Here is a 22,459-nt window from a genome sequence, read left to right as displayed (position 1 = left end):
CCTAACGGGCTGTTCAGACGAGAGAAAGAGTGCAGAATGCAAGCACCGGACGATTTCAATCCAATGCCAGGTCGAGATGACGAGTTACAACCGGGCCTAAGGCGGATTCTCGCCCCCAACCCGTCTCCGATGACATATCGCGGCACCAATACATACTTGCTTGGCCAAACCGATCTTGCGGTGATTGACCCCGGCCCTGCCAATGCGGACCATCTGGATGCAATCCTGAACGCGGTTAAACCCGGACAACGGATCAGCCACATCATTGTCACACATTCTCATCTGGACCACTCTCCGCTTGCTGCACCGCTGGCCGAACGAACGCAAGCAAAGATCATTGCTTTCGGAGGCCCCGAAGCAGGCCGCAGTGAGGTGATGGCCGAATTGGCTACTCAGGGGCTCGCAGGCGGAGGTGAAGGGATCGACACGGCGTTCCGCCCGCATATCGAAGTCGAAGATGGAGATGTAATCGCCGCCGAAGGGTGGCAGTTGAATGTGATCCATACGCCCGGTCATCTTGGTAACCATATCGCGCTGGGTTGGGGGGATGTCTGCTTTACCGCCGATCATGTGATGGGTTGGGCCAGTTCACTGGTGTCACCACCTGATGGTGATCTGACCGATTTCATGGCGGCTTGCGAAAAGCTAGGGCAACATAACTGGTCCGTATTCCACGCAGGGCATGGCGCACCGATTAACGACCCTGCCAAAAGGCTCGATTGGTTGATCACCCACCGGCGCGCCCGGGAAAAACAGATTCTGTATGCTTTGGAAACCAGGCCAGGGACCGCCCGGGAATTGGCCGAGCGAATCTATACCGAAACCCCCGCCGCCCTGTTGCCCGCTGCCGAACGGAATGTATTCGCCCATCTCGTTGATCTTACGTGCCGATTTCTGGTTGCACCGCAGTCAAAGTTATCCGTCGGCGCGATCTTCGCCAGAACCCCATAGATGCCGAGGTAAATTTTTTTCCAAAACCGCGCTTCCCCTCTGGACGGCGAAATTTCGGGTTGCTATATGGCGCGAACCGTTCCGGCGTAGCTCAGCGGTAGAGCAGTTGACTGTTAATCAATTGGTCGTAGGTTCGATCCCTACCGCCGGAGCCAATTTCCCCAAAACACACCGCAAATTATCATGGATGCCCGCCTTCGCTGTGCGCATGTTTTTTCGACGAAAAAACTCACGCCCCCCTCTGGACGCCGAAGAGTCGGGTTGCTATACGGCGCGAACCGTTCCGGCGTAGCTCAGCGGTAGAGCAGTTGACTGTTAATCAATTGGTCGTAGGTTCGATCCCTACCGCCGGAGCCAATCTTCCAAAATTTTCACGACTATAGAAACACCCTGCCTCAGGCCGTGCGCCATAACTCAAGGCAGATGATAAACGGTTTCAAAGGTTCATCCTCTAATTTTTTCATTCCATTCAACTCAAAGTTGAGGGATAAGTTCCCAATTACATTTGCATTGAAGGACTTAGTCTGGGCCCAAGTTATTAGCAGGCTCAGGTGAACTTGAGATAAATTGAAAGAAGATTTTATGCCGGTCACGCTTGTCCCAAAGCCAAACCAGGCAGATCAGAAACGCCACTGGCAAGTCGCGAAACGGACATACGAGCATAAGGAAGTATCATGAAGCAGGTGAACTGTTTGATCATAGGTGCTGGCTTTGGCGGCATTGGTATGGGCTACCAGCTCAGACAAGCGGGAATCGACAGCTTCGCAATACTCGACAAGGCCACTGAATTTGGGGGCACTTGGCAGCATAACACCTATCCCGGTGCGGAATGCGATGTGCCCTCGCATTTGTATTCTTACTCTTTCAGCAAAACGCCGAACTGGAGCCGAAAATGGTCGGGACAGAAAGAGATTCTGGATTACATCCGGGATTGTGCGGAAACATTCGGAGTGATCGCGCATTTACGCCTTGGCTGCGCCGTCACTTCAGCAAGCTTCGATCCGACCAGTGAAATGTGGACTGTAACGACCAAGGGCAATGGAGATGAAACCTATCTCTGCCGCCACGTGGTTTGCTCGGTTGGTCAGTTGCACTTTCCCAACCGTATTGGGATACCGGGGATGAAGCTCTTCGGGGGAACCATATTCCATTCTGCCGAATGGCGCCATGATATCGACCTGAAGGACAAATCAGTTGCCGTGATTGGAAATGCAGCCAGCGCGCTGCAGTTCATCCCAGAGATCGCCAAACAGGCACGCAGTCTGACAGTTTATCAACGCACGGCAAATTGGGTCATGCCCAAAGGCAACAAGACCTATGGCGAGAGCTTCAAGTCGCTGATGCGTTCGATGCCTTTCCTTCAAAAACTTTATCGTTTCCGCCTTTGGGCCGAGAATGAATTCAAGATCTTTCCAGTCATGAAAGGATCGAAACTGCACGAGATGCTGATGCAGAACATACTGAACCGGCATCTGGAAAAGACGATATCGGACCCAAAACTGCGCGAGGCGCTTCGGCCCAAATACCCGCCCGGCGCGCGTCGTCTTTTGGTCTCGGACAGCTACTATCAGACCCTGAACCAGGATAAGGTTGAGTTGGTGACGGACGGAATCGACTGTTTCACCAAAGATGGGATCAAGACCACAGACGGTACCGAACGCAACCATGATGTGGTCATTCTTGGCACTGGGTTCCAATCCAACCCCTTCCTGCAAGCTATTGATATCAAGGGACGTGATGGTATCTTGTTGCGCGATGTTTGGGATAAGGGTGGTGCGCGGGCCTATCTTGGTATTTCGGTTCCCAAATTCCCCAATCTGCACATTATTTACGGACCAAACACAAACCTTGGCCACACGACGGTACTGGCCATGATCGAAGCGCAAATCGGTTTTGTCATCCAACTTATCAAGGCGGCCGATCACGGCACGATCGAAGTAAAACCTGAGGCGGCATTGCGTTTCGATGACGAGATGCAACAGCGTCTTGCCAAAAGTCAGTGGGCGCGGATCGAGCGCAGCTATTACAAAGATGGCGAGCGGATAACCACCAACTGGCCCGGCAGTTCATTCGAGTATTTCAGGCGCACGAGGAAGCCCAAACTGGCAGATTTCAGGCGTGGAACTTCAGAAGGCTGAGGGGCTATAGATCTACGTTCGCCGCGAAGTCAGAAAACCCGGCAAACCATCTCGCTTGTGTCTGCCAGGCCAGTGATCTTGCGCTAGGAACTCAGCACATCTTTGAAGTCTTCCCGCAGGTTGCGTTTCAGGATCTTGCCAGTCGCGTTCAGTGGCAGCGCGTCCACAAAGACTACCCTGTCCGGGATCTGCCACTTGGCGATCTTACCACCAAAAAACGCCAGCAATTCTTCTTCGCTTGGGTTTGCCCCCTCGGCTTTCACCGCCACAAGAACGGGCCGTTCGTCCCATTTCGGATGCGGCACACCCACAACGGCTGCGCCTGCCAGCTTTGGATGTGCCACCGCGATATTTTCGAGCTCGACCGAACTGATCCATTCGCCGCCGGATTTGATGATGTCCTTTGAGCGATCTCGGATCGTCATATACCCGTCCGGGTCCAGTGTCGCCACGTCGCCAGTGGCAAACCAACCGTCTTGCAGCAGACCCTGATCCTGCATCATGAAATAGCTGTCCAATACCCAGTATCCGCGCACCATCAGGTCTCCCTGTGTTTCACCGTCGCGCGGAAGCTCATTGCCGAGATCATCAACGATTTTCAATTCGACCCCATAACAAGGACGGCCCTGACTTTCCCGAAGCCCATACTGCTCTTCTTTGGGCAGTTTTCCATGTTTCGCCAAGGGCTGGTTCGCGGTTCCCAGCGGGCTCATCTCGCTCATCCCCCAGGCGTGGACTGTATCAACACCGTAGGTTTCGCGGAACGTCTCGATCATCGACGGCGGGCATGCGGCCCCACCAATAACTGTGCGCTCAAGACTGGACAGTTGACTGCCCGACTTCTTGGCAGAGGCCAGCAAACCCTGCCAGATCGTCGGCACGCCCATGGCCAGTGTCACCCCATAGCTGTCAATCAAATTGACCAATGCCTCGCCATGTAATTCTGGCCCCGGTAATACCATCCGAGACCCCGACATCGCGCAAGCGTACGGCGATCCCCAAGCGTTCACATGGAACATCGGTACAACTGGCAGTACCACATCCATCGCCGAATACCCGATCACGTCACGCGTGTTGGACCCAAAACTGTGCAAAACTGTCGAGCGATGGGAATAGAGCACCCCCTTGGGGTTTCCGGTTGTGCCCGAGGTGTAACAAAGGCTTGAGGCTGTGTTTTCGTCCAGTCTGGGCCATTGAAAGCCGGAATCACCGGTTTCGATCAGCTCATCATAGAACTGCACCCCTGGAACCTGCACGATTGCGTCATCATTCCGCGGACCCATAAACACGAAATGCTGCACCTCTGTCAGGTGGTCCTTCAAAGCGGCGACAAGCGGGATGAATGTGGCGTCGAAAAACAGAACCCGGTCCTGCGCATGATTGATGATATAGGTCAGCTGCTCTGGAAACAGCCTGGGGTTTACGGTGTGGCAGACGAATCCAGCACCCGAAGTGCCATAGTAGATTTCCAGATGGCGGCGGTTGTTCCATGCCAATGTCGCTATCCGAGCGTGCGGTTCCAGCCCAAGACCTAACAGTGCAGAACCTAATTTTCGTGCGTTCTCGGCGACTTGCGACCAGTTTGTTTCAGTCAAACTGCCGTCAGTTTCGACAGAGTAAATCTCGGTTTGGCCATGATAGCGATCGGCATGCTCGATCAGTGACGAGATCAGCAACGGTTGCGTCATCATTTGTCCCAGCATGGACATCCTCCCTGTGTCGGGGCCGCTTTTTGCAGCACCTTCTTGTTTGCCACGCATCTTTGGCTGTTGGCGCGGTCAAAAGAAATCCTGCCAAGCATTTAATTGTCTGACAATAGAAGAATGCGTCATGCAAGGGCTGCAAAGCTGGCTTTTATTCGGTTTCCCGGTGCAACATGGCATAGGCAACAAGGGCGGCGGTTGACCCGTCTTTGGTCTCGGTACCTTCTGCACCGTCCACGATTGGCCCCAGTGAAGTCGCCAGTTCCTTGCCCAGTTCAACGCCCCACTGGTCAAAAGAGTTGATCCCCAACAGGACCCCTTCGACGAATACGCGATGCTCGTACAGGGCGATGATCTGCCCCAGAACAAAAGGCGTTAACTTGGGGTACATCAGCGTGGTCGAGGGACGATTGCCAGCAAACACCCGATGTCGGGCCTGACGTTCGCATTCTTCACCCGTCAACCCTTTGTCGGCCATGCGCTGCCGCGCCTCGTCCAGCGATCGGCCGCGCATCAGCGCCTCGGACTGGGCCAGACAGTTGGCCAGCAGCAGACGGTGATGGTGGGTCAGCTCGGGTTCATGTCCCTCGGCAGCGACCATGAATTCGCAAGGGATAACGTCTGTGCCCTGATGGATCAGCTGATAAAACGCATGCTGACCATTGGTACCAGGCTCACCCCAGACCACCGGACCCGAAGGAATGGTCAGCGCACTGCCGTCCATGGCAACGGATTTGCCATTCGACTCCATCTCGAGCTGCTGAAAATATGCGGGCAAGCGCAGGAGACGCTGATCGTATGGCAGCACGGCCCGGCTGGCATATCCCAGAACCTGCCGATGCCAGACACCGGTCAAAGCCAACATCACCGGCATATTCTCGGACCAATCGGCGGCGCAAAAATGCACGTCCATTGCCTGTCCACCACGCAAAAACGCGTCAAAGGCCGTCGAGCCTACGGCAATCATCACCGGCAGGCCCACAGGCCCCCAAACCGAATAACGCCCCCCGACCCAATCGGCGAAACCAAACACGCGCTGTTCGGGAATGCCAAAGGCCTGAGTCTTGTCCAAAGCGCTGGAAACCGCAGCAAACTGTCGGGCCGGCTCCCCACCGCCATCGACCATCCAGGCGCGCGCGGTGCGGGCATTGGTCATGGTTTCAATGGTCGTGAACGTCTTGGACGCGACAATCACAAGTGTCCGCGTCGGATCCAGCTGCCGTAGAACATCGGCAATATGTGCCCCGTCTACATTCGAGACATAGTGCAGCCGCGGCCCGTCGTGATACGGAGCCAGCGCATGCGTGGCCATAACCGGTCCCAGATCAGACCCACCAATTCCGATATTCACCACATCGGTAAAGCTGCCCCCTGCCCCGGACACGGCGCCACCGCGCACCTCTTCGGCAAAGACACGCATCCGCTGCAGCGTATCCAGAACGCCAGGCATGACATCCAGACCATCCACGTCGACCGGACCGCCATCCAGATTCCGCAATGCCGTATGCAGAACCGAGCGTTCTTCGGTTTCATTGATCTTGGCACCCGCAAACATCGCGTCGCGCCTGTCGGCAAGCCCCGCCTCGTCGCATAGGCGGATCAGGGCTGCGCGAATATCTGCGTCAATCTGCGTCTTTGAATAGTCAAACAGCATATCGCCCGTTGAGGTCGAGAAAACCTGTGCCCGATCCACGTCTTGTTCGAACAAGTCCAAAATGGAACGACCGCCATCTGACGCAAATGCCTTGAGAGTATCCAGGTTCATAACTCTACTCCGCCCAATGGACCGTCATGCCGCCCAACACAGCAGCAATCGGCGCCTCTTTGGGATGTAGGGACATGGCCCGGTCCAGCGCCTTGCGTTTGGTTTCCCCAAAAATCACCAGATGCTTAGACAATGCGCCGTCCAAGACCGGAGCCGTTAATGTAATCCGCGCCTCGGGCTGAACTTCGGGTCGGGCCACGGCCAAAGGTGGCGCATGCCCGTCCAATGCGGCGGCCAACCCGTCCATCCCCGGAAACAGCGAGGCGGTGTGCATATCTTCGCCCATACCCAGCATGAGAACCGAAAGAGGCAGCACAGGCGCAATCAAGCTCTCAATTTCGGGCAGCACCGATTCCGGATCTTTGCCATCCAGATACAGCGGCACATATTGCGCGACCGAGGCGCGATTGGTCAGCAAACGCTCTTGGATCAGCCGCGCATTTGCGCGATCGCTGTCGCTGGGCACGCACCGTTCATCCGTTGGCAGAATTCGGACCCGATCCCAATCCAAATCAGCGGCACACAATCCGTCAAAGACCGGCCCGGGTGTGGTACCGCCCGGCACAGCAAAAGAGACCAGATCGTGATGCAGCAGCGCCGCCTCAAGATCTCCGGCGATAGCATTGGCCACGTCGATGGCTAGCATATCCCGGTCGGCGTATTCCTGAATTTTCATGGGTTTATCCCTTGCCAACGGCGACCGTCCCGTTTCATCAGCAGCTCGGCGTCGCCTGGCCCAGTGCTGCCGCTCTCATAAGGTTTCGGCACGTCGCCACGCGCCTGCCATCCTGCGATGATCGGGTCTGTCCAGGCCCAGGCGGCCTCGACCTCATCACCGCGCATGAACAGCGTCTGATTGCCTCGGATCACATCCATCACCAGACGTTCATAGGCGTCTGGCGGGTCCTGGTTCTCGGCGCCCAATGCCTCGGCAAAGCTCATATCCAGGGGCACGTCGACCAAACGCATACCTCCTTGCCCGGGCTCTTTGATCGTCACTTTCAGCGTGATGCCCTCATTTGGCTGCAGGCGGATCGACAGCGCATTCGCATGACGCCCGGCATCCGCTCCAAAGATCGAGTGCGGCGCGTCTTTGAACATCACATTGATCACCGAAGACCGGGCCACAAGGCGCTTGCCCGTGCGCAAGTAGAACGGTGTTCCTGCCCATCGCCAGTTGCTGATATGCGCCCGCAGCGCTACATAGCTTTCCGTGGTCGAGCGCGGATTTCCAACCGCTTTGCGGTAACTTGAACTTTCGCCCTCAAACTGCCCCCGCACGATATGATGTGGCTTTACCGGGTCCAGAGCGCGAATGACCTTGAGCTTTTCATCACGCACCGCATCCGGGTCGAACTTGGCCGGAGGTTCCATGGCGATCAGGCACAAAAGCTGCATCAGGTGGTTCTGCATCATGTCGCGCATTGCGCCTGCGCGCTCGTAATACTCTTCACGGCCGTTAATTCCGACGGATTCGGCTACGGTGATCTGGATATGGTCGACATACTGGCTGTTCCAAAGTGGTTCGAACAACATGTTGCCGAATCGAACAGCCATCAGGTTTTGGACGGTTTCCTTGCCCAGATAGTGGTCGATTCGATAGATTTGACTTTCCCTGAAATGCGCGGCCAGCGTGGCATTCAATGCCCGCGCACTTTCCAGATCATGGCCAAAGGGTTTTTCAACCACGATCCTCGTCTGCGGCGTTGTCAGATCATACGCCTCGATCCGTTCCGCCAGAGGGCCAAACAACCGCGGCCCCACCGAAAAATAGAACGCCCGAACCCGATCCGGCTGAAGTTTCTGCGCAAGCTCGGCCCAGCCATGATCCGCAACAGCATCCAATGTCACATAATCAACCCGCTGCAAAAACGCGTTCAGTGCAGCGGTGTCCTGACTGTGTCGTCCGGCATGTGACTCAAGCGAGTTGCGGACCAAATTGCGGAACTTGTCACGGTCGTAATCCGTTCGGGCCGCCCCGATTACTTGCGCGCCTTCAGCCCACTGGCCAGCACAAAACCGGCGAAACAGAGCGGGCAGGATTTTACCCTGCGCCAGATCGCCGGTTCCGCCAAAAATGACCAGATCAAAGGGGTCTACAGGTATGACGCGAGAAACCATGTGTTTTCCTTACCTTGCCCTATGCTCAATGTCCAATGTTAGCGCAACCATTTTTGCGGATTTCCGCGACATCAATTCTCTGTCAGTTCACCCATGTCTCACTTTGCGAAACGGTCTGAAACCTCTAATTCAAGGTGACAACAGAAAAGAACCGGAAACCGGAATGAAAGACAACGCCCCTCAGATCGTCAATATCGGCAAGTTTCAAAACAAATTGGTGACAGCGGATGGCCAGACTCGTGCCTCGGTGGCGTTGACCAACCCCGAGACGCTCTGGTTCAATACCGGGACTTTGTGCAACATCGAATGTGTGAACTGCTATATCGAAAGCAGCCCGACCAATGATGCGTTGGTCTATATCTCGGCGGATGAAGTGCGCGACTATCTGGACCAGATCGAAGACAGAAACTGGCCCGTGCGTGAGATTGGCTTTACCGGTGGTGAGCCGTTCATGAACCCCGACATGATCGAGATGGCGCGCGCTGCGCTGGAACGCGGCTATGAGGTGTTGATCCTGACCAACGCCATGCGGCCAATGATGCGCCAGAAGATGCGCGAGGGATTGACTGAACTTCAGCGCGACTACGCTGGGAAACTGACGCTGCGGGTATCGCTCGACCATTATCGTGCCGGCCTGCACGATAAGGAACGTGGCAAAGGCAGTTTTGACAAAACCGTGGAAGGTATGAAGTGGCTACGCGATGGCGGATTCCGGATGGCTGTTGCCGGCAGAACCGTATGGGGCGAGGACGATGAAAAAAGCCGTCAGGGATATGCTACGTTATTCAACCACCACGGGTTTGGCATCGACGCGCATGACCCTGCGCGAACGGTCCTTTTCCCGGAAATGGACGAGACCGTGGAAGTGCCGGAAATCACCACCGCCTGCTGGGGTATCCTGAACAAATCACCTGCATCCGTGATGTGTGCCAGCGCCCGGATGGTGGTCAAACGCAAGGGCGCTGAAAAACCGGCTGTTCTGGCCTGCACGCTGCTGCCTTATGAGCCGGAATTCGAGATGGGCCATACGCTGGCCGAGGCGGAAGCGGACGTGCACCTTAACCATCCGCATTGCGCCAAATTCTGCGTCCTGGGCGGGGCCAGCTGTTCGGGGTGATCAGTTCAGTTCCGGCGATTTCCAGAACTTTGAGCCCGACGCGCCCGCTGCCACGCGCCACCCTTTCTTGGACAGTTCAAAAAAAGACCGGCCATCGGTGAAGCGCACGGTTTCCGTCGTGTTTTCATCGCCGTACATGGCGCGGGTTTCGGCCGTCGCGTCATAGCCCTGGGTGATGAACTTATCCAGATCAGCAGGGGTTTCGAACATGATCACAAACTTGGATTCAAAGCCGCCGATGCCGATCGCGCCACCCACGCCGCCTGTTCCCATGTTCATATATGTGTGCTGGCCGGTGTCCTTTGACACCGCCACACCCCGCCCATACCCAGCCGAGACTGGAAACACCGTAACCTTGCGCGAGTCGAACACGGCATAGCCGGCACAGACCTCGTACAGCGCATGCGCTTCGGGATTTTCGGCCAGCAACTGATCCAGAATCTGCGTGGCCAATGTGTCCAGCTTGGCGCGCGTCTCTTCCGGAGTGGCCTCATTGCTTAGCAATTCGGTGGTCGAGTCGACCGTACCCTCAACAGCTTTCGCGCCTTTATCGATTGTCTCGCCAACGGTTTCGGCCCCTTGCCCGACAACGTCAGCCGCGTTTGCCGCGCCTTTTTTGATCTTGTCCAAAACTCCCTCAGCGGCGACTGGCCCACCAAGCAAAACGGCGGCGACAAACAGCAACATTCTGGGCATGCGGCATTTCCTTAGCTGATCAATGGTTTGGACACGACCCTAGACTAAGAAAATCAAATGGAACACGCCCTTTCGTTACACAGCCAATAATCTGCCAGGGTGGCTAATTCACCCGAAACTCGCCAACTTGGTTGCGCCACTCTCCGGGCGCGATCATCTTACGGTGCGTGAATTTTACAGAATGTAACGGGCCTTCGATCTCTCGCTGCCAGAAATCAATGAACTCGAACAGTTTCGGATGATCCGGCGCCAGATCGTATTCCTGCCAGATGAAGGTGTTCAGAACATGGATATAGTCGGGCATGTGGTAGAATAATTCCGCCGTTGTCAGCCCATACCCTTTAAGCATCAATTCCGTTTCGCTGCGCTCCATTTCGACCTCAAAATTAATTGCAAGGTCCGCCTATTGTATCACGAAAACACCCTAATCCTTAGTTAACAATATGTTACCGTGATGTTACCGGAGTTTCTCACTTGCAAAATGGTTGCTTGCTTGCACCTTATGTGCCGGGTCTGATAAGGTGTATCCACAAGATATAGAGTCTGCATACAGAACGGGCAGTTTACGTGAGCGATACGCCAGAAGTTCCTGAAAATATGGATGAAAACCCGCCAGAACGCCCCGTTTACGGTGGCCCGACGGTCTCCATCGAATCCGAAATGCGCACGTCCTATCTGGACTATGCGATGTCGGTCATTGTTAGCCGTGCGATTCCTGATCTGCGCGATGGGTTGAAACCGGTACATCGGCGCATCCTTTACGCGATGCACGAGACCGGAAACACCCATGACAAATCCTATCGCAAATCGGCCCGTCCGGTCGGCGACGTAATGGGTAAATACCACCCACATGGCGACAGCGCGATCTATGACGCGTTGGTGCGGATGGCTCAGGATTTCTCGATGTCGCTGCCGCTGCTGGATGGTCAGGGCAACTTTGGCTCGATGGACGGCGATAACCCGGCGGCCATGCGCTATACCGAAGTGCGGATGGACAAGCCCGCCGCCTCTCTGCTGGCGGATATCGAGAAAGACACCGTCGATTTTCAGGACAACTATGACGGCAAAGACAGAGAGCCGACAGTCTTGCCCGCACGGTTCCCGAACATGCTGGTCAACGGCGCTGGCGGCATTGCCGTGGGCATGGCGACCAATATCCCGCCGCACAATCTTGGTGAGGTGGTCGACGCCACCCTCGCCCTGATCGACGATCCCGATCTGACGTCCGAGCAGCTGATCGAGTATGTTCCAGGCCCCGACTTCCCGACCGGCGGCGTAATGCTGGGCCGGTCCGGCGCGCGCAAAGCCTATTTGGAAGGGCGCGGCAGCGTCATAATCCGCTCCAAGACCCGCGTCGAGGAAATCCGCAAGGACCGCTACGCCATCGTTGTGGACGAGATCCCCTATCAGGTGAACAAGGCTTCGATGATCGAAAAGATCGCCGAGGCCGTGCGTGAGAAGAGGATTGAAGGCGTCAGCCACGTTCAGGACGAATCCGACCGTAACGGCGTACGTGTGGTGGTCGAACTCAAACGTGACGCCACGCCCGAAGTTGTTTTGAACCAGCTTTTCCGTTTCTCGCCGATGCAGACCTCGTTTGGCTGCAACATGCTGGCGCTGAATGGTGGCCGGCCCGAGCAACTGACTCTGCGCCGCTTTCTGACCAGCTTTATCGATTTCCGCGAAGACGTTGTTGCGCGCCGTACGGCTTACGACCTGCGCAAGGCCCGCGAACGCAGTCACATCCTGTGCGGTTTGGCCGTTGCAGTTTCGAATGTGGATGAGGTGGTTGCAACCATCCGGTCATCCGCTGACGCCGCGCAAGCGCGTGAAAAGCTGATGACCCGCCGCTGGCCCGCGGCTGAGATCGAAAGCTATCTGCGCCTGATCGACGACCCTCTGTCCATGATGAACGACGACGGCACCTATAACCTGACCGAAGTTCAGGCCCGCGCGATCCTCGACCTGCGCCTGCAGCGATTGACCCAGATCGGTGTCAAAGAGGTTACGGACGAACTGGAAGAACTTGCGGGTAAGATTCAGGAATACCTCGATATTCTGTCCTCGCGAGAGCGCATCATGTCGATCATCGGGGATGAGCTGCGCAGCGTTCGTGAACAGTTTGCCGTGCCCCGTCGCACCGAGATCGTCGATTGGTCCGGCGACATGGAAGATGAGGACCTGATCGAGCGTGAGGATATGGTCGTGACCGTCACGTCGGGCGGCTACATCAAGCGTACTCCGCTGGCCGATTTCCGGGCGCAAAAACGTGGTGGCAAGGGCCTGTCGGGAATGCAGACTAAGGAAGAGGACGTCGTTACCAACCTCTTCGTGGCGAACACGCATACACAGTTGTTGTTCTTCACCACTGACGGGATGGTCTACAAGCTCAAAACCTGGCGTCTGCCGCAATCCGGGCGCACTGGCAAGGGCAAGGCCATTGTCAACATCCTGCCGATTCCGACCGGGGTTTCCATCGCGGCGATCATGCCCGTGGATGTGCCGGACGAAGAATGGGAAAACCTACAGATCATCTTTGCCACCAGCGCAGGCGATGTGCGCCGGAACCGACTGTCGGATTTCACCAATGTCCGCCGCAACGGCAAGATTGCGATGAAATTGCCCGAAGGCATCGAACTGGTGAATGCACGCATCTGCTCTGAAGACGAAGATGTGATGCTGGTCACCAATTCGGGCCGCGCAATCCGGTTCCGCACCACTGATGTGCGCGTGTTCAACTCACGCGAATCTACCGGTGTTCGGGGTATAAGGCTGAGCGGTGGCGACCGTGTCGTCTCGATGTCGGTGATCCGCCACTTCGAAGCTGATCCGGATGAACGCGCCGCCTATCTCAAGATGCGCCGCGCAGTGGCAGGCATCGCCGATGACGGTGAGACGGATGAGGATGAAGCACCCCCCGGCACGATCACGCAGGAACGCTATGCCGAAATGTCCGCTGCCGAAAACATGATCCTGACGATCACCACGGGCGGTGCGGGCAAGCTGAGCTCCAGCCACGACTACCCCGTTCGCGGGCGCGGTGGCATGGGTGTTGCGGCGATGGATAAGGCGATGCGCGGCGGGGCACTTGTGGCCTCGTTCCCCGTCGATATCGAAGATCAGATCATGCTGGCCACGTCCAAGGGTCAGTCGATCCGGGTCCCGATCGAAGGCATCTCATTCCGCTCGCGGTCAGCAGGTGGCGTGAAGGTGTTCAACACCGGCAAAGGCGAAGAGGTCGTATCCGTTGCCTGGATCGCAGATCAGGGTGATGAGGACGAGACGGAAGAGTAAGCAATGAAAGCCGAGGCTCTCTGGCCTCGGCGATGTTTCTGGGTGTCTGGTGTGCGGACAAAACTGCCTATCAATGCATAGACCTAATGCCCGAATTAAGGCTAAGAACCGACCTGCATCGCGTGGTATTTTGATGCTCTTTATTTTACCTGAAGTTGGCGCATAAGGACCTCAACCATCTTTTGTGCCTCAGAAGCATCAAGCCGTCCGTGCTGCAACAAAAACTCTGCGACATCTCTGTCTGTGTACCGGCCCGTAACTATGTCATCGCGCAAGATCAACTTTTGGCGCGCAAATTCGGCGGCGTTGTCGTGGCAAATAATGCATTTTTCTTGGAATAGACGGCCAGATTCTTGGATGAACTCAAACTGTTCTATCAGCACAGTGATTTCTTCGTCTGACAACTCGCCGTGTCCTGCCTTCAGATAATCAATGACGGGACGACCAGAAGCTTTTCCGACAATGCCGCTTTCTGACACAATCAATTTTTCGGAGACAAAATCTCCTGCATGCGGCAGGTGACAAGACGCGCAATTCTCTTCGTAGATCAAATGGGGATTCGCCCTCTGGGCAGTTGAGGGAACTGCCCAAACTATAATACTGATTGCTATACCAATTTGGATAAATCCGTTCATGTCGGAAGCGCCTAAGTAGTGGACAATCCATTGTCAGAGTAGGTGAACTAAAAGTCTCGATCCTTGACAAGTGTCAACTTATAAGCAGGTTGGCGCTTTCTCGGCAGGTTTGGGCTCAGAGCAAGCTTTCGTCTCCTATCACGAATTGGGTGTACGATTGAGTGCGTTGTCTGGTCAGGCCCAGTTAGGCCCACTATCACAACCCGTACAACGATCCAAACTTTTGCTCCAGATACTCCAACAGTGGTTCTGGACCCGGTTCCATGCCACTGGCGCGTTGGATGATGTCGCGGGGGGCGTAAAGGCCGCCATGGCGTTGGAGGTTTTCGCGCAGCCAACCGGTGGCGCCCGACGTGTCACCCTCGGCCAGTTGAGTATCCAGATCGGGCAGCGCGGATCGCAGAGCCTGGTTCAGGCATCCGGCATAGACATTGCCCAGCGAGTAGGTCGGGAAATACCCGAACAGACCGACGGACCAATGGACATCCTGCAGACACCCGTTCGAGGGCTTATCAACCGCATAGCCGAAATCCGCCTTGAACCGGTCATTCCATGCGCCCTCAAGGTCGCTGACCTGCAGATCACCGCTCATCAACTCGCGCTCAAGGTCAAAGCGCAGCATGATGTGCAGGTTGTACTGCACCTCATCCGCCTCGGTGCGGATATATCCATTATGGACCCGGTTGACCGTGGCATAGAACGCATCGGCATCGGCGACGCCGAAATTGCCAAAAGCCTCGACCATCTGGCCAAACAGCCAGCCAGTATAGGCGCGTGATCGACCCAGTTGGTTTTCGTAAATCCGGCTCTGGCTTTCATGCACGCCCATCGACACGCCCTGCCCCAGCGGGGTCAAAAGGTAGGCTGGGTCGATGCCCTGTTCATAGGCGGCGTGGCCGACCTCGTGAATGGTTGAATAGAAACAGTTGAACGGATCGGTCTCGCTGGTGCGCGTGGTGATCCGCACGTCCAATCCGCTGCCCGAGCTGAACGGGTGAACGGCCTTGTCGACCCGGCCAGTGTTCAGGTCGTAACCGAATCCGGTGGCCAGCTTCTGTGACAGGCGCATCTGGGTCGCTGCGTCAAACGTCCCAGTCAGGGCGGCCGGTCCGGGTTGATCCAGTACGGCTGCTCGCAATGCCACCAGACGCGGACGCATCTGGTCAAAGATCGCAGCGATCTGAGTGCCGGTCGTATAGGGCTCGTAATCTTCGACCATGGCGTCATAGACATCACCGCCCTGTGCCAGGGCCTGACCTTCCTGACGTTTGAGCGCCACAACCTCTTCCAACACGGGCAAAAAGGCCGCCACATCTTCATCGGCGCGCGCCTGTGCCCATGTGCCCTGCGCGGCTGAGGTAACGCGTGCGATGGTCTTGGCCAAATCGGCGGGCACTTTCACGGTCCGCTCATAGGACCGGCGTATCTCGCGCAGTTGCGCGCGGGCGACATCGTCCTGCGGGTCGGCCTGCTCCAGCCACTCTGCCACACGCGGATCAGACCGTCGGGCATGCAAAACAGCTTCGATCGCGGCCATTTCTTCTGCGCGCTGCGGTGCTGCGCCGCGCGGCATCACTGTTTCCTGATCCCATCCCAGACGCCCGGCAATCTGACCAAGTGCCGAGGTTTCACGTTGGAAGGCCATCAGTTCATCATAGGCAGTCATCTGGGTCAGGCTCCGCGGATCGAAGTTGCGATGGGATAGGCTGTCAGGAAGCGCGCACGCAGGGTCAGAGTCCACACGATCACGGCCATGAACTGGTGGAAAATGGCGATCTGCCAGGGGGCCGCGTAGATCACGGTCATGATCCCAACAACCACCTGCAGCGACAAGGCTGCGAACATCGTGTTGAAGGCAAAGCGCGTTTGCGGATGCGCACTGGAATTGCCACGACGCCAGACAACGATGGCAAAGATGAACAGCAGATAACCCGCGCAACGATGGATGAACTGCACAAGCCCGGGGCTTTCGAAAAAGTTCCGCCACATCGGTTCCAGTATCGCCGCGTCCGGTGGGAAAATCTGCCCGCCGATCAATGGCCAGTCGGTATAAGACCGCCCAGCGTCGATACCTGCGACAAGTGCACCGATGAGGATCTGCAGGAATGCGAAATGCATCAGGCCGGTAGACAGGGAAAACAGTTTGGCCTCTTTCGCGCGGCGGGCCTGCATCAGGTCACGCTCTTCCCGGCCAAGTTCGAACATATACCAGGCGAGGAAACCCAAGATCACAAAGGCCAGACCCAGATGGATCGCCAGGCGATAGCTGGCAACGGCGATCATCCCCTCGCCCTGTGTCACGCCTGAGGCAACCATCCACCAGCCAACAGCGCCCTGTACCCCACCCAAAGCACCGGGGATCACCAGCTTTCCGGTCCAGCCGGTGGGTATCTTGCGCGCAATAAGGAACCCGAAGAACCCAAGAGCCCAGACCAGCCCGATCACGCGGCCCAGTTGCCGGTGGCCCCATTCCCACCAATAGATGGATTTGAAATCCGCCAGCTCCATCCACTGGTTCTGAATGCGCCACTGGTCGATTTGCTTGTACTTGTCGAACTCGGCCTGCCAGTCGACCTCGGTCATCGGCGGGACAGCCCCGGTAAGCGGTCGCCATTCGGTGATCGACAGCCCGCTATCGGTCAGGCGGGTCAGCCCGCCCACAGCGATCATCACAACCACAAGTGCAAACAGGATCATCAGCCAGGCGCGGATAGCCTTACGCGCACCACCGCGGCCCCGGTCAATCATACCAGGTTGAACCGCTTGTTGTTTTTCAGAGTCTGAGACCTCTTCGAAGATGCTGCGCTTGCCGCTCATGCGTTCCTCATGTGTCTTGAATTTCGTTGCAAGCTAGGACCACCATGGGACGAGGTCCAGCCTTACCCTTTGTCTTTCCAACGGACCATCTGACGCATGACCCCGTGCAACATCTGCACATCCGCCCGCGTCATCCGCATCCGTGACCACAGATTGCGCAGATTGGTCTTCATGCTTTCGGCTTTTTCAGGCGGGTAAAAGAACCCCGCCTCTTCCAGCCGGTCTTCATAATGTTCGACCAGTTTTTCGACCTCGATGCCTGTGGCCCAGTCGCCTTTGCCCAGATCGGTTGCCTCATGCACGACGTCGCCTGTCTGGCGCATCCACTCATAGGCGGTCAGCAACACGCATTGCCCAAGGTTCAATGAGGCATATTCCGGATTCACCGGGACCGAGATGATGGCATTGGCCTTGGCGATATCCTCATTCTCGAGCCCTGCCCGTTCCGGGCCGAACAGCACGGCGACATTTTCACCCGTAGCAACCTTTTCCGCGGCGATCTGCATGGCGCGTTCAGGGCTGTAGACCGGCTTGGTCAACCCGCGCTGGCGGGCCGTGGTAGCAAAGACATAGGTACTGTCACACAGCGCGCCAGCCAGATCGTCAAACAGCTGCGCCTCATCCAGCAGACGGCCCGCCCCACTGGACATGGCCACCGCCTTGGGGTTTGGCCAGCCATCACGTGGGGCCACGATCCGCATCCGGTCCAGCCCGAAATTCCACATCGCCCGCGCGGCGGCACCGATGTTTTCACCCATCTGCGGGCGCACGAGCACAAATGAGGGCTGGGATTTGTCGCTTGGCATGATTGTCTCCGAAAACTGCGCCTGCTGTAATCGTCGCGCCAACGCAGGGCAAGCCATTGGCGGCGCCAATTCTGCCTGAAACAGGCATAAAAGTTTGCTTCCGGCCCGCAATCCGCTAAACCGCGCAAAAGACTTAAAGCTAAGGACGCGCCGATGGACACCCCCGAGCAGCCGCAGATTTACCTGATCACCCCGCCGACCATCACGTTGAGCACGTTCCCCGACCAACTGGCCCGCGTTCTGGACAGCACCGAAATCGCCTGCATCCGTCTGGCCCTTGCCGGGAATGACGAGGATACTATCGCCCGCGCCGCTGATGCCTGTCGCGAGGTGGCACATACGCGGGACGTGGCGCTGGTGATTTCCAACCATGTCCTGTTGGCCCAGCGTCTGGGCCTGGATGGTGTGCATCTGGATGATGGCGCGCGCTCGGTCCGGTATGTGCGTAAGGAATTGGGTGCGGATGCCATTGTCGGCTGCTTCTGCGGCACCTCCAGCCATGACGGCATGTCGGCTGGTGAGGCCGGGGCGGATTATGTGGCTTTTGGCCCGGTTGGTACGTCCTCTTTGGGTGACGGAACCGTGGCCGAGCTCGATCTGTTCCAGTGGTGGTCCGAGATGATCGAAGTGCCGGTTGTGGCAGAAGGCGGCCTGACCCCCGAATTGATCCGCGACCTGAGCCCCTGCACCGATTTCTTTGGCATCGGGGATGAGATCTGGTCACAGGATGACCCGGCCGCTGGACTGAACGACCTGATCACCGCCATGGGCTGAGCAGGATGTGAGCGTTAACCCTTGCACCCACGCCGGGGCTGCGGCATGACGTCGACATGACTCAGAACAGCGAAATTCTTTGTATCGGTTCTGTCCTGTGGGACGTGATCGGGCGTTCTGCCAGCGCCATGCGGCAGGGGTCGGATGTTCCCGGCAGGATCACCCGCCTGCCCGGAGGCGTGGCAATGAACATTGCCATGACGCTGGTGCGGTTTGGCATGACGCCCACCCTGCTGACCGCCATTGGCCGCGATCCCGAAGGCGACGAGTTGGTCAATGCTTGCGCCCGGCTAGGGATGGTAACGGATCACATCTATCGCTCGCAGGACCTGCCGACCGACAGATATATGGCTGTCGAGGGCGCCAATGGGTTGATTGCCGCGATTGCGGACGCCCATTCACTTGAGGCTGCAGGGGCAAAAATTCTGAAACCCCTGATGCAAGGCCCATTAGGCACAGAGACCATGCCATTCAGTGGCCCTGTCGCTTTGGATGGCAACCTGACGCTGTCGCTTTTGGAAGAAATCGCGCAAAGCCCAGCCTTCGCCGGGGCCGACCTGCGCGTGGCACCGGCCTCACCCGGCAAGGCCGATCGCCTGCTGCCTTTCCTCAAACATGCCCGCGCGACGCTTTATGTGAACCTCGAAGAAGCTGGCATCCTGTGCCAGCGCGAATTCGCGGATTCGGCAAGCGCCGCCAAGGGGCTGCTAGATCGCGGCGCGCTGCGCGTGCTGGTGACTGATGGCGGCAGTTCGGCAACCGTTGCCAGCGCTGAGGAAATCTTGACCCAAAAACCCCCATCCGTTCTAGTCACCCGTGTGACCGGCGCGGGTGATACATTCATGGCGGCGCATATCGCATCCGAGGCCACCGGTGCCCCAAGCGATGAGGCCCTGTCACGTGCCCTGCATGCCGCCGCAACTTACGTTTCCGGAGAAACCCCACTGTGATCAACATTCAATATTCTGCCGAGGTCCGCGCCGCCAAAGACGCAGGCCAACCTATCGTTGCGCTGGAAAGCACGATCATCACCCACGGTATGCCCTACCCGCAGAACATCGAGGTTGCGGCACAGGTTGAACAAGACATCCGAGAGGCGGGCGCTGTACCAGCCACCATGGCGGTGATCAATGGTACGCTTCACGTCGGTCTGGAAGCCGAAGAGTTGAAAGCGCTGGGCCAAGTGCATGGGGTCGCCAAACTGTCCCGTGCCGATATGGCCGCCTGCATGGCAACCGGTGGGACCGGTGCAACAACGGTCGCCGCAACCATGATCGCCGCCCATCACGCCGGGATCGACGTTTTCGCCACCGGCGGTATTGGAGGCGTCCACCAAGGGGCTGAGACCTCGTTCGATATCTCTGCTGACCTGCACGAATTGGCCCATACCCCGGTCACGGTTGTTGCCGCAGGCGCCAAAGCCATCCTCGATCTGGCCAAGACGCTTGAGGTTCTGGAAACACTGGGCGTTCCGGTCATTGCCTATGGCCAGGACGAATTTCCGGCCTTCTGGTCGGCAAAATCCCCGCTGGCAGCCCCTCTGCGCATGGACAGTGCGGAAGACGTCGCGCACGCACATGCGACCAGACGCGCGCTTGGCCTGCCCGGCGGCCAACTTGTCGCCAATCCGATCCCGGAGGCCGATCAGATCCCATCCGAGGAACTGGCCCCGATCATCGCCTCGGCCCAGGCGGATGCAGATGCGCATCGGATCAGCGGTAAAGGGGTTACTCCCTACCTGTTGCAACGGATTTATGAGCAGACCGAAGGTCGTTCTCTGACCGCCAATATCGCATTGGTCCGCAACAATGCCCGTCTGGCAGCCGGGATCGCCCGCGCCCTGTCCGCCAAGGCGGATTGACATATAGCTATTGTACCAAGGCCAAGGACTGCTTAACTAAATTCGCAAGCCACTCAGGACCGCAATGAACACTCCTTTTGACGAAGAACCCAACCGACAGCCCGGCCTGTTCTCAAGGCTGCGCGCGTCCTTTCTGACGGGCATCGTCGTTATTGCTCCGGTGTGGTTGACGATCTGGCTGATCTGGTCTGTTGTCGGCTGGATCGACAGTGCGGTTCTGCCGCTGGTTCCCCACCAATTCCAGCCTGAACAATATGTTGGCATCAACCTGCGCGGTGTAGGTGTCATCTTTTTTCTGGTGTTCACCGTCGTGGTGGGCTGGGTTGCCAAGGGCATCCTAGGCCGATCCTTTATCTCGTTCACCGAAAGCCTGGTGAACAGGATGCCGGTCATCCGGTCCATCTATTCAGGCATCAAGCAGATTTCCGAGACCGTCTTTGCCCAGACTGAACGGTCATTTGAAAAAGCCTGTCTGGTTCAATATCCGCGCCGTGGCATCTGGGCCATCGGGTTCGTCTCGACCACCGCCAAGGGAGAAGTCAACGAACGTGCAGAAGCGGGTGGCGATCTGTACAGCGTGTTCATTCCGACGACACCCAACCCGACATCGGGGTTCTTGCTGTTCTTTCCGATCGAGGACGTCATCCTTTTGGACATGTCGATCGAAGATGCCGCCAAGCTGGTGATTTCGGCCGGTCTTGTTTACCCGAACGACAAAGACCCGACCCAGCCACCAGAGTGACTATCCAAACATTTCCGGCAGATTGACCGTGCTGCGTGCACCCAAATCGGCCTTGTGATCTGTCAAAAACTGATCAGCTGCATTGCGGCCAGCTTCTTTGAGTTTATGCAGGACCACAGGGTTGGGCACTGTCTTGGTCGCGACCGAGAGGTCATTCATCAACGCGTCATCGGCAATCATGTGAACCAAAACACGGCTCATTTCGCCCGCTTTCAGCTTGCCATCTTCCAGCAAGCGCTGAACGAAGCTTATGGCCCTCAGTTCCCGAAACAGCGATGAGTTAAAGCCAATCTCATTGATCCGGTTCTGGATCTGCTGCGGCGTCTTTGGGATTTCTTCCCGTTCCAGAGGGTTGATGTTCACGATCACCACGTCCTCGGGCAGATCGGAATTGAACAAGGGATACAGAGCTGGATTACCGGTATATCCGCCATCCCAGTAAGCCTCGGTCCGGCCCGATTTTGGATCGAATATCTCGACCGCCTGAAACAGGGTTGGCAAACAGGCGGAAGCAAGGATGGCCTCAGTCGACAGCTCGTCCCCTGTGAACACCCGTATCTTTCCGCTGCGCACGCAAGTCGCGCAGACATACAGACGCGGACCTTCGGCAGCGCATATTTCATCGAAATCAAAGCGCTCGACCACAGGTTCCAAGGGGTTACGGTAGAACGGCCCATAGGCATAAGGCGAAACCAATCGCGACCAGGCGTCGCCTACAGCAAACGGCAGCGAATTTTCGATGGACTGTGCGATATGTGAGGGCTCAAACGCACGCATCCAGTTGGTCAGGTTCGTATCGTCGACGGCCCCCATACGAGCCCAGAGCGCATCCAGATTGGCACGCGCGCCCTCACGGCCTGCCCTCACCATGCCAGACTTAAAGGCCGCCCCGTTCAGTGCACCTGCCGATGTTCCGGTGATCGCCGCGACTTCGATATCATCTTCGTCCAGCAGACGATCCAGCACACCCCAAGTGAACGCTCCGTGCGCACCGCCGCCCTGCAAAGCCAGATTGATACGTATCACTGCCATACTCCCC

General features: G+C 57.1%; 19 protein-coding genes and 2 tRNA genes. 10 read left to right on the top strand and 11 right to left on the bottom strand.

Going from position 1 to position 22,459, the window contains the following annotated elements; all coding sequences use genetic code 11:
- Positions 1-36: 36 nt before the first annotated feature.
- The 4 genes from FN806_RS02205 to FN806_RS02190 all read left to right on the top strand — a co-directional run bounded on the left by FN806_RS02205 (position 37) and on the right by FN806_RS02190 (position 3,089).
- Entirely contained in the window at positions 37-951 is a 915-nt protein-coding gene (locus tag FN806_RS02205) for an MBL fold metallo-hydrolase (RefSeq protein ID WP_142633579.1), read from the top strand.
- 80 nt (positions 952-1,031) lie between these two features.
- Positions 1,032-1,106, top strand: a tRNA-Asn gene (locus FN806_RS02200).
- 127 nt (positions 1,107-1,233) lie between these two features.
- Positions 1,234-1,308, top strand: a tRNA-Asn gene (locus tag FN806_RS02195).
- 317 nt (positions 1,309-1,625) lie between these two features.
- The gene (locus FN806_RS02190; RefSeq protein ID WP_142633578.1) at positions 1,626-3,089 is read left to right on the top strand and encodes a flavin-containing monooxygenase; all 1,464 of its coding nucleotides are present in this window, start codon (positions 1,626-1,628) and stop codon (positions 3,087-3,089) included.
- Positions 3,090-3,172: 83 nt separating this feature from the next.
- On the opposite strand, the gene FN806_RS02185 is transcribed toward FN806_RS02190, so the two are convergent.
- From FN806_RS02185 to zwf, 4 genes are all read right to left on the bottom strand, one after another.
- Positions 3,173-4,792, bottom strand: a complete 1,620-nt coding sequence (locus FN806_RS02185; protein ID WP_142633577.1) for a long-chain-fatty-acid--CoA ligase — start codon at positions 4,790-4,792, stop codon at positions 3,173-3,175.
- A gap of 151 nt (positions 4,793-4,943) precedes the next feature.
- Entirely contained in the window at positions 4,944-6,557 is a 1,614-nt protein-coding gene (gene pgi / locus FN806_RS02180) for a glucose-6-phosphate isomerase (protein WP_142633576.1), read from the bottom strand.
- A gap of 4 nt (positions 6,558-6,561) precedes the next feature.
- On the bottom strand, positions 6,562-7,233 hold the full coding sequence (gene pgl / locus FN806_RS02175; protein ID WP_142633575.1) for a 6-phosphogluconolactonase: 672 nt from the start codon (positions 7,231-7,233) through the stop codon (positions 6,562-6,564).
- Positions 7,230-8,678 (bottom strand): glucose-6-phosphate dehydrogenase, encoded by a 1,449-nt coding sequence (gene zwf / locus FN806_RS02170; protein WP_142633574.1) that lies wholly within the window; start codon positions 8,676-8,678, stop codon positions 7,230-7,232. The genes pgl and zwf overlap by 4 nt, the downstream gene beginning before the upstream one ends.
- A gap of 163 nt (positions 8,679-8,841) precedes the next feature.
- On the opposite strand from zwf, the gene FN806_RS02165 reads away from it, so the two are divergent.
- Positions 8,842-9,795: a radical SAM protein gene (locus tag FN806_RS02165; RefSeq protein WP_142633573.1), complete on the top strand. Its 954-nt coding sequence runs from the start codon at positions 8,842-8,844 to the stop codon at positions 9,793-9,795.
- Here FN806_RS02165 and FN806_RS02160 read toward each other — a convergent pair whose 3' ends face one another.
- Both FN806_RS02160 and FN806_RS02155 read right to left on the bottom strand, forming a co-directional pair.
- Positions 9,796-10,491, bottom strand: a complete 696-nt coding sequence (locus FN806_RS02160) for a lipid-binding SYLF domain-containing protein (protein WP_221929471.1) — start codon at positions 10,489-10,491, stop codon at positions 9,796-9,798.
- A gap of 103 nt (positions 10,492-10,594) precedes the next feature.
- Complete coding sequence (locus FN806_RS02155) at positions 10,595-10,864, bottom strand: usg protein (RefSeq protein ID WP_142633572.1); 270 nt, start codon at positions 10,862-10,864, stop codon at positions 10,595-10,597.
- A gap of 224 nt (positions 10,865-11,088) precedes the next feature.
- Between FN806_RS02155 and gyrA the strand changes: the two genes are divergently transcribed.
- A complete protein-coding gene (gene gyrA / locus FN806_RS02150; protein WP_246097161.1) occupies positions 11,089-13,785 on the top strand; it encodes a DNA gyrase subunit A in 2,697 nt (898 codons plus the stop codon).
- Between the two features lie 140 nt (positions 13,786-13,925).
- On the opposite strand, the gene FN806_RS02145 is transcribed toward gyrA, so the two are convergent.
- The 4 genes from FN806_RS02145 to FN806_RS02130 form a co-directional block, all read right to left on the bottom strand.
- Positions 13,926-14,420: a hypothetical protein gene (locus FN806_RS02145; RefSeq protein ID WP_142633569.1), complete on the bottom strand. Its 495-nt coding sequence runs from the start codon at positions 14,418-14,420 to the stop codon at positions 13,926-13,928.
- A gap of 196 nt (positions 14,421-14,616) precedes the next feature.
- Positions 14,617-16,086: a carboxypeptidase M32 gene (locus FN806_RS02140; RefSeq protein ID WP_142633567.1), complete on the bottom strand. Its 1,470-nt coding sequence runs from the start codon at positions 16,084-16,086 to the stop codon at positions 14,617-14,619.
- A gap of 5 nt (positions 16,087-16,091) precedes the next feature.
- Positions 16,092-17,237 carry a heme A synthase gene (gene ctaA / locus FN806_RS02135; RefSeq protein ID WP_142633565.1) on the bottom strand — a complete coding sequence of 382 codons (1,146 nt, stop codon included), beginning with the start codon at positions 17,235-17,237 and terminating at the stop codon, positions 16,092-16,094.
- A gap of 62 nt (positions 17,238-17,299) precedes the next feature.
- Positions 17,300-18,043, bottom strand: coding sequence for an RNA methyltransferase (locus tag FN806_RS02130; RefSeq protein WP_142633563.1), 744 nt, complete (start codon positions 18,041-18,043; stop codon positions 17,300-17,302).
- 153 nt (positions 18,044-18,196) lie between these two features.
- Here FN806_RS02130 and FN806_RS02125 point away from each other — a divergent pair, with 153 nt between their 5' ends.
- The 4 genes from FN806_RS02125 to FN806_RS02110 all read left to right on the top strand — a co-directional run bounded on the left by FN806_RS02125 (position 18,197) and on the right by FN806_RS02110 (position 21,420).
- A complete protein-coding gene (locus FN806_RS02125) occupies positions 18,197-18,817 on the top strand; it encodes a thiamine phosphate synthase (RefSeq protein WP_142633562.1) in 621 nt (206 codons plus the stop codon).
- 56 nt (positions 18,818-18,873) lie between these two features.
- Positions 18,874-19,767: a PfkB family carbohydrate kinase gene (locus tag FN806_RS02120; protein ID WP_142633560.1), complete on the top strand. Its 894-nt coding sequence runs from the start codon at positions 18,874-18,876 to the stop codon at positions 19,765-19,767.
- Positions 19,764-20,678 carry a pseudouridine-5'-phosphate glycosidase gene (locus tag FN806_RS02115; RefSeq protein ID WP_142633559.1) on the top strand — a complete coding sequence of 305 codons (915 nt, stop codon included), beginning with the start codon at positions 19,764-19,766 and terminating at the stop codon, positions 20,676-20,678. The genes FN806_RS02120 and FN806_RS02115 overlap by 4 nt, the downstream gene beginning before the upstream one ends.
- A gap of 64 nt (positions 20,679-20,742) precedes the next feature.
- Positions 20,743-21,420 carry a DUF502 domain-containing protein gene (locus tag FN806_RS02110; RefSeq protein WP_142633557.1) on the top strand — a complete coding sequence of 226 codons (678 nt, stop codon included), beginning with the start codon at positions 20,743-20,745 and terminating at the stop codon, positions 21,418-21,420.
- Here FN806_RS02110 and FN806_RS02105 read toward each other — a convergent pair whose 3' ends face one another.
- On the bottom strand, positions 21,421-22,452 hold the full coding sequence (locus tag FN806_RS02105; protein WP_142633556.1) for a patatin-like phospholipase family protein: 1,032 nt from the start codon (positions 22,450-22,452) through the stop codon (positions 21,421-21,423).
- Between the last annotated feature and the right edge of the window lie 7 nt (positions 22,453-22,459).

The organism is Ruegeria faecimaris, from assembly GCF_900182615.1.
Classification (GTDB): Bacteria; Pseudomonadota; Alphaproteobacteria; order Rhodobacterales; family Rhodobacteraceae; genus Ruegeria; species Ruegeria faecimaris.
Note: the sequence above shows the minus strand (reverse complement) of the source record. Positions and strands in the feature narration are given on the sequence as shown.

Coding starts and splice junctions, on each gene's coding strand:
- FN806_RS02205 (WP_142633579.1), top strand. CDS start 37: ATGCAAGCACCGGACGATTTCAATCCAATGCCAGGTCGAGATGACGAG.
- FN806_RS02190 (WP_142633578.1), top strand. CDS start 1,626: ATGAAGCAGGTGAACTGTTTGATCATAGGTGCTGGCTTTGGCGGCATT.
- FN806_RS02185 (WP_142633577.1), bottom strand. CDS start 4,792: ATGCTGGGACAAATGATGACGCAACCGTTGCTGATCTCGTCACTGATC.
- pgi (WP_142633576.1), bottom strand. CDS start 6,557: ATGAACCTGGATACTCTCAAGGCATTTGCGTCAGATGGCGGTCGTTCC.
- pgl (WP_142633575.1), bottom strand. CDS start 7,233: ATGAAAATTCAGGAATACGCCGACCGGGATATGCTAGCCATCGACGTG.
- zwf (WP_142633574.1), bottom strand. CDS start 8,678: ATGGTTTCTCGCGTCATACCTGTAGACCCCTTTGATCTGGTCATTTTT.
- FN806_RS02165 (WP_142633573.1), top strand. CDS start 8,842: ATGAAAGACAACGCCCCTCAGATCGTCAATATCGGCAAGTTTCAAAAC.
- FN806_RS02160 (WP_221929471.1), bottom strand. CDS start 10,491: ATGCCCAGAATGTTGCTGTTTGTCGCCGCCGTTTTGCTTGGTGGGCCA.
- FN806_RS02155 (WP_142633572.1), bottom strand. CDS start 10,864: ATGGAGCGCAGCGAAACGGAATTGATGCTTAAAGGGTATGGGCTGACA.
- gyrA (WP_246097161.1), top strand. CDS start 11,089: ATGGATGAAAACCCGCCAGAACGCCCCGTTTACGGTGGCCCGACGGTC.
- FN806_RS02145 (WP_142633569.1), bottom strand. CDS start 14,420: ATGAACGGATTTATCCAAATTGGTATAGCAATCAGTATTATAGTTTGG.
- FN806_RS02140 (WP_142633567.1), bottom strand. CDS start 16,086: ATGACTGCCTATGATGAACTGATGGCCTTCCAACGTGAAACCTCGGCA.
- ctaA (WP_142633565.1), bottom strand. CDS start 17,237: ATGAGCGGCAAGCGCAGCATCTTCGAAGAGGTCTCAGACTCTGAAAAA.
- FN806_RS02130 (WP_142633563.1), bottom strand. CDS start 18,043: ATGCCAAGCGACAAATCCCAGCCCTCATTTGTGCTCGTGCGCCCGCAG.
- FN806_RS02125 (WP_142633562.1), top strand. CDS start 18,197: ATGGACACCCCCGAGCAGCCGCAGATTTACCTGATCACCCCGCCGACC.
- FN806_RS02120 (WP_142633560.1), top strand. CDS start 18,874: ATGACTCAGAACAGCGAAATTCTTTGTATCGGTTCTGTCCTGTGGGAC.
- FN806_RS02110 (WP_142633557.1), top strand. CDS start 20,743: ATGAACACTCCTTTTGACGAAGAACCCAACCGACAGCCCGGCCTGTTC.
- FN806_RS02105 (WP_142633556.1), bottom strand. CDS start 22,452: ATGGCAGTGATACGTATCAATCTGGCTTTGCAGGGCGGCGGTGCGCAC.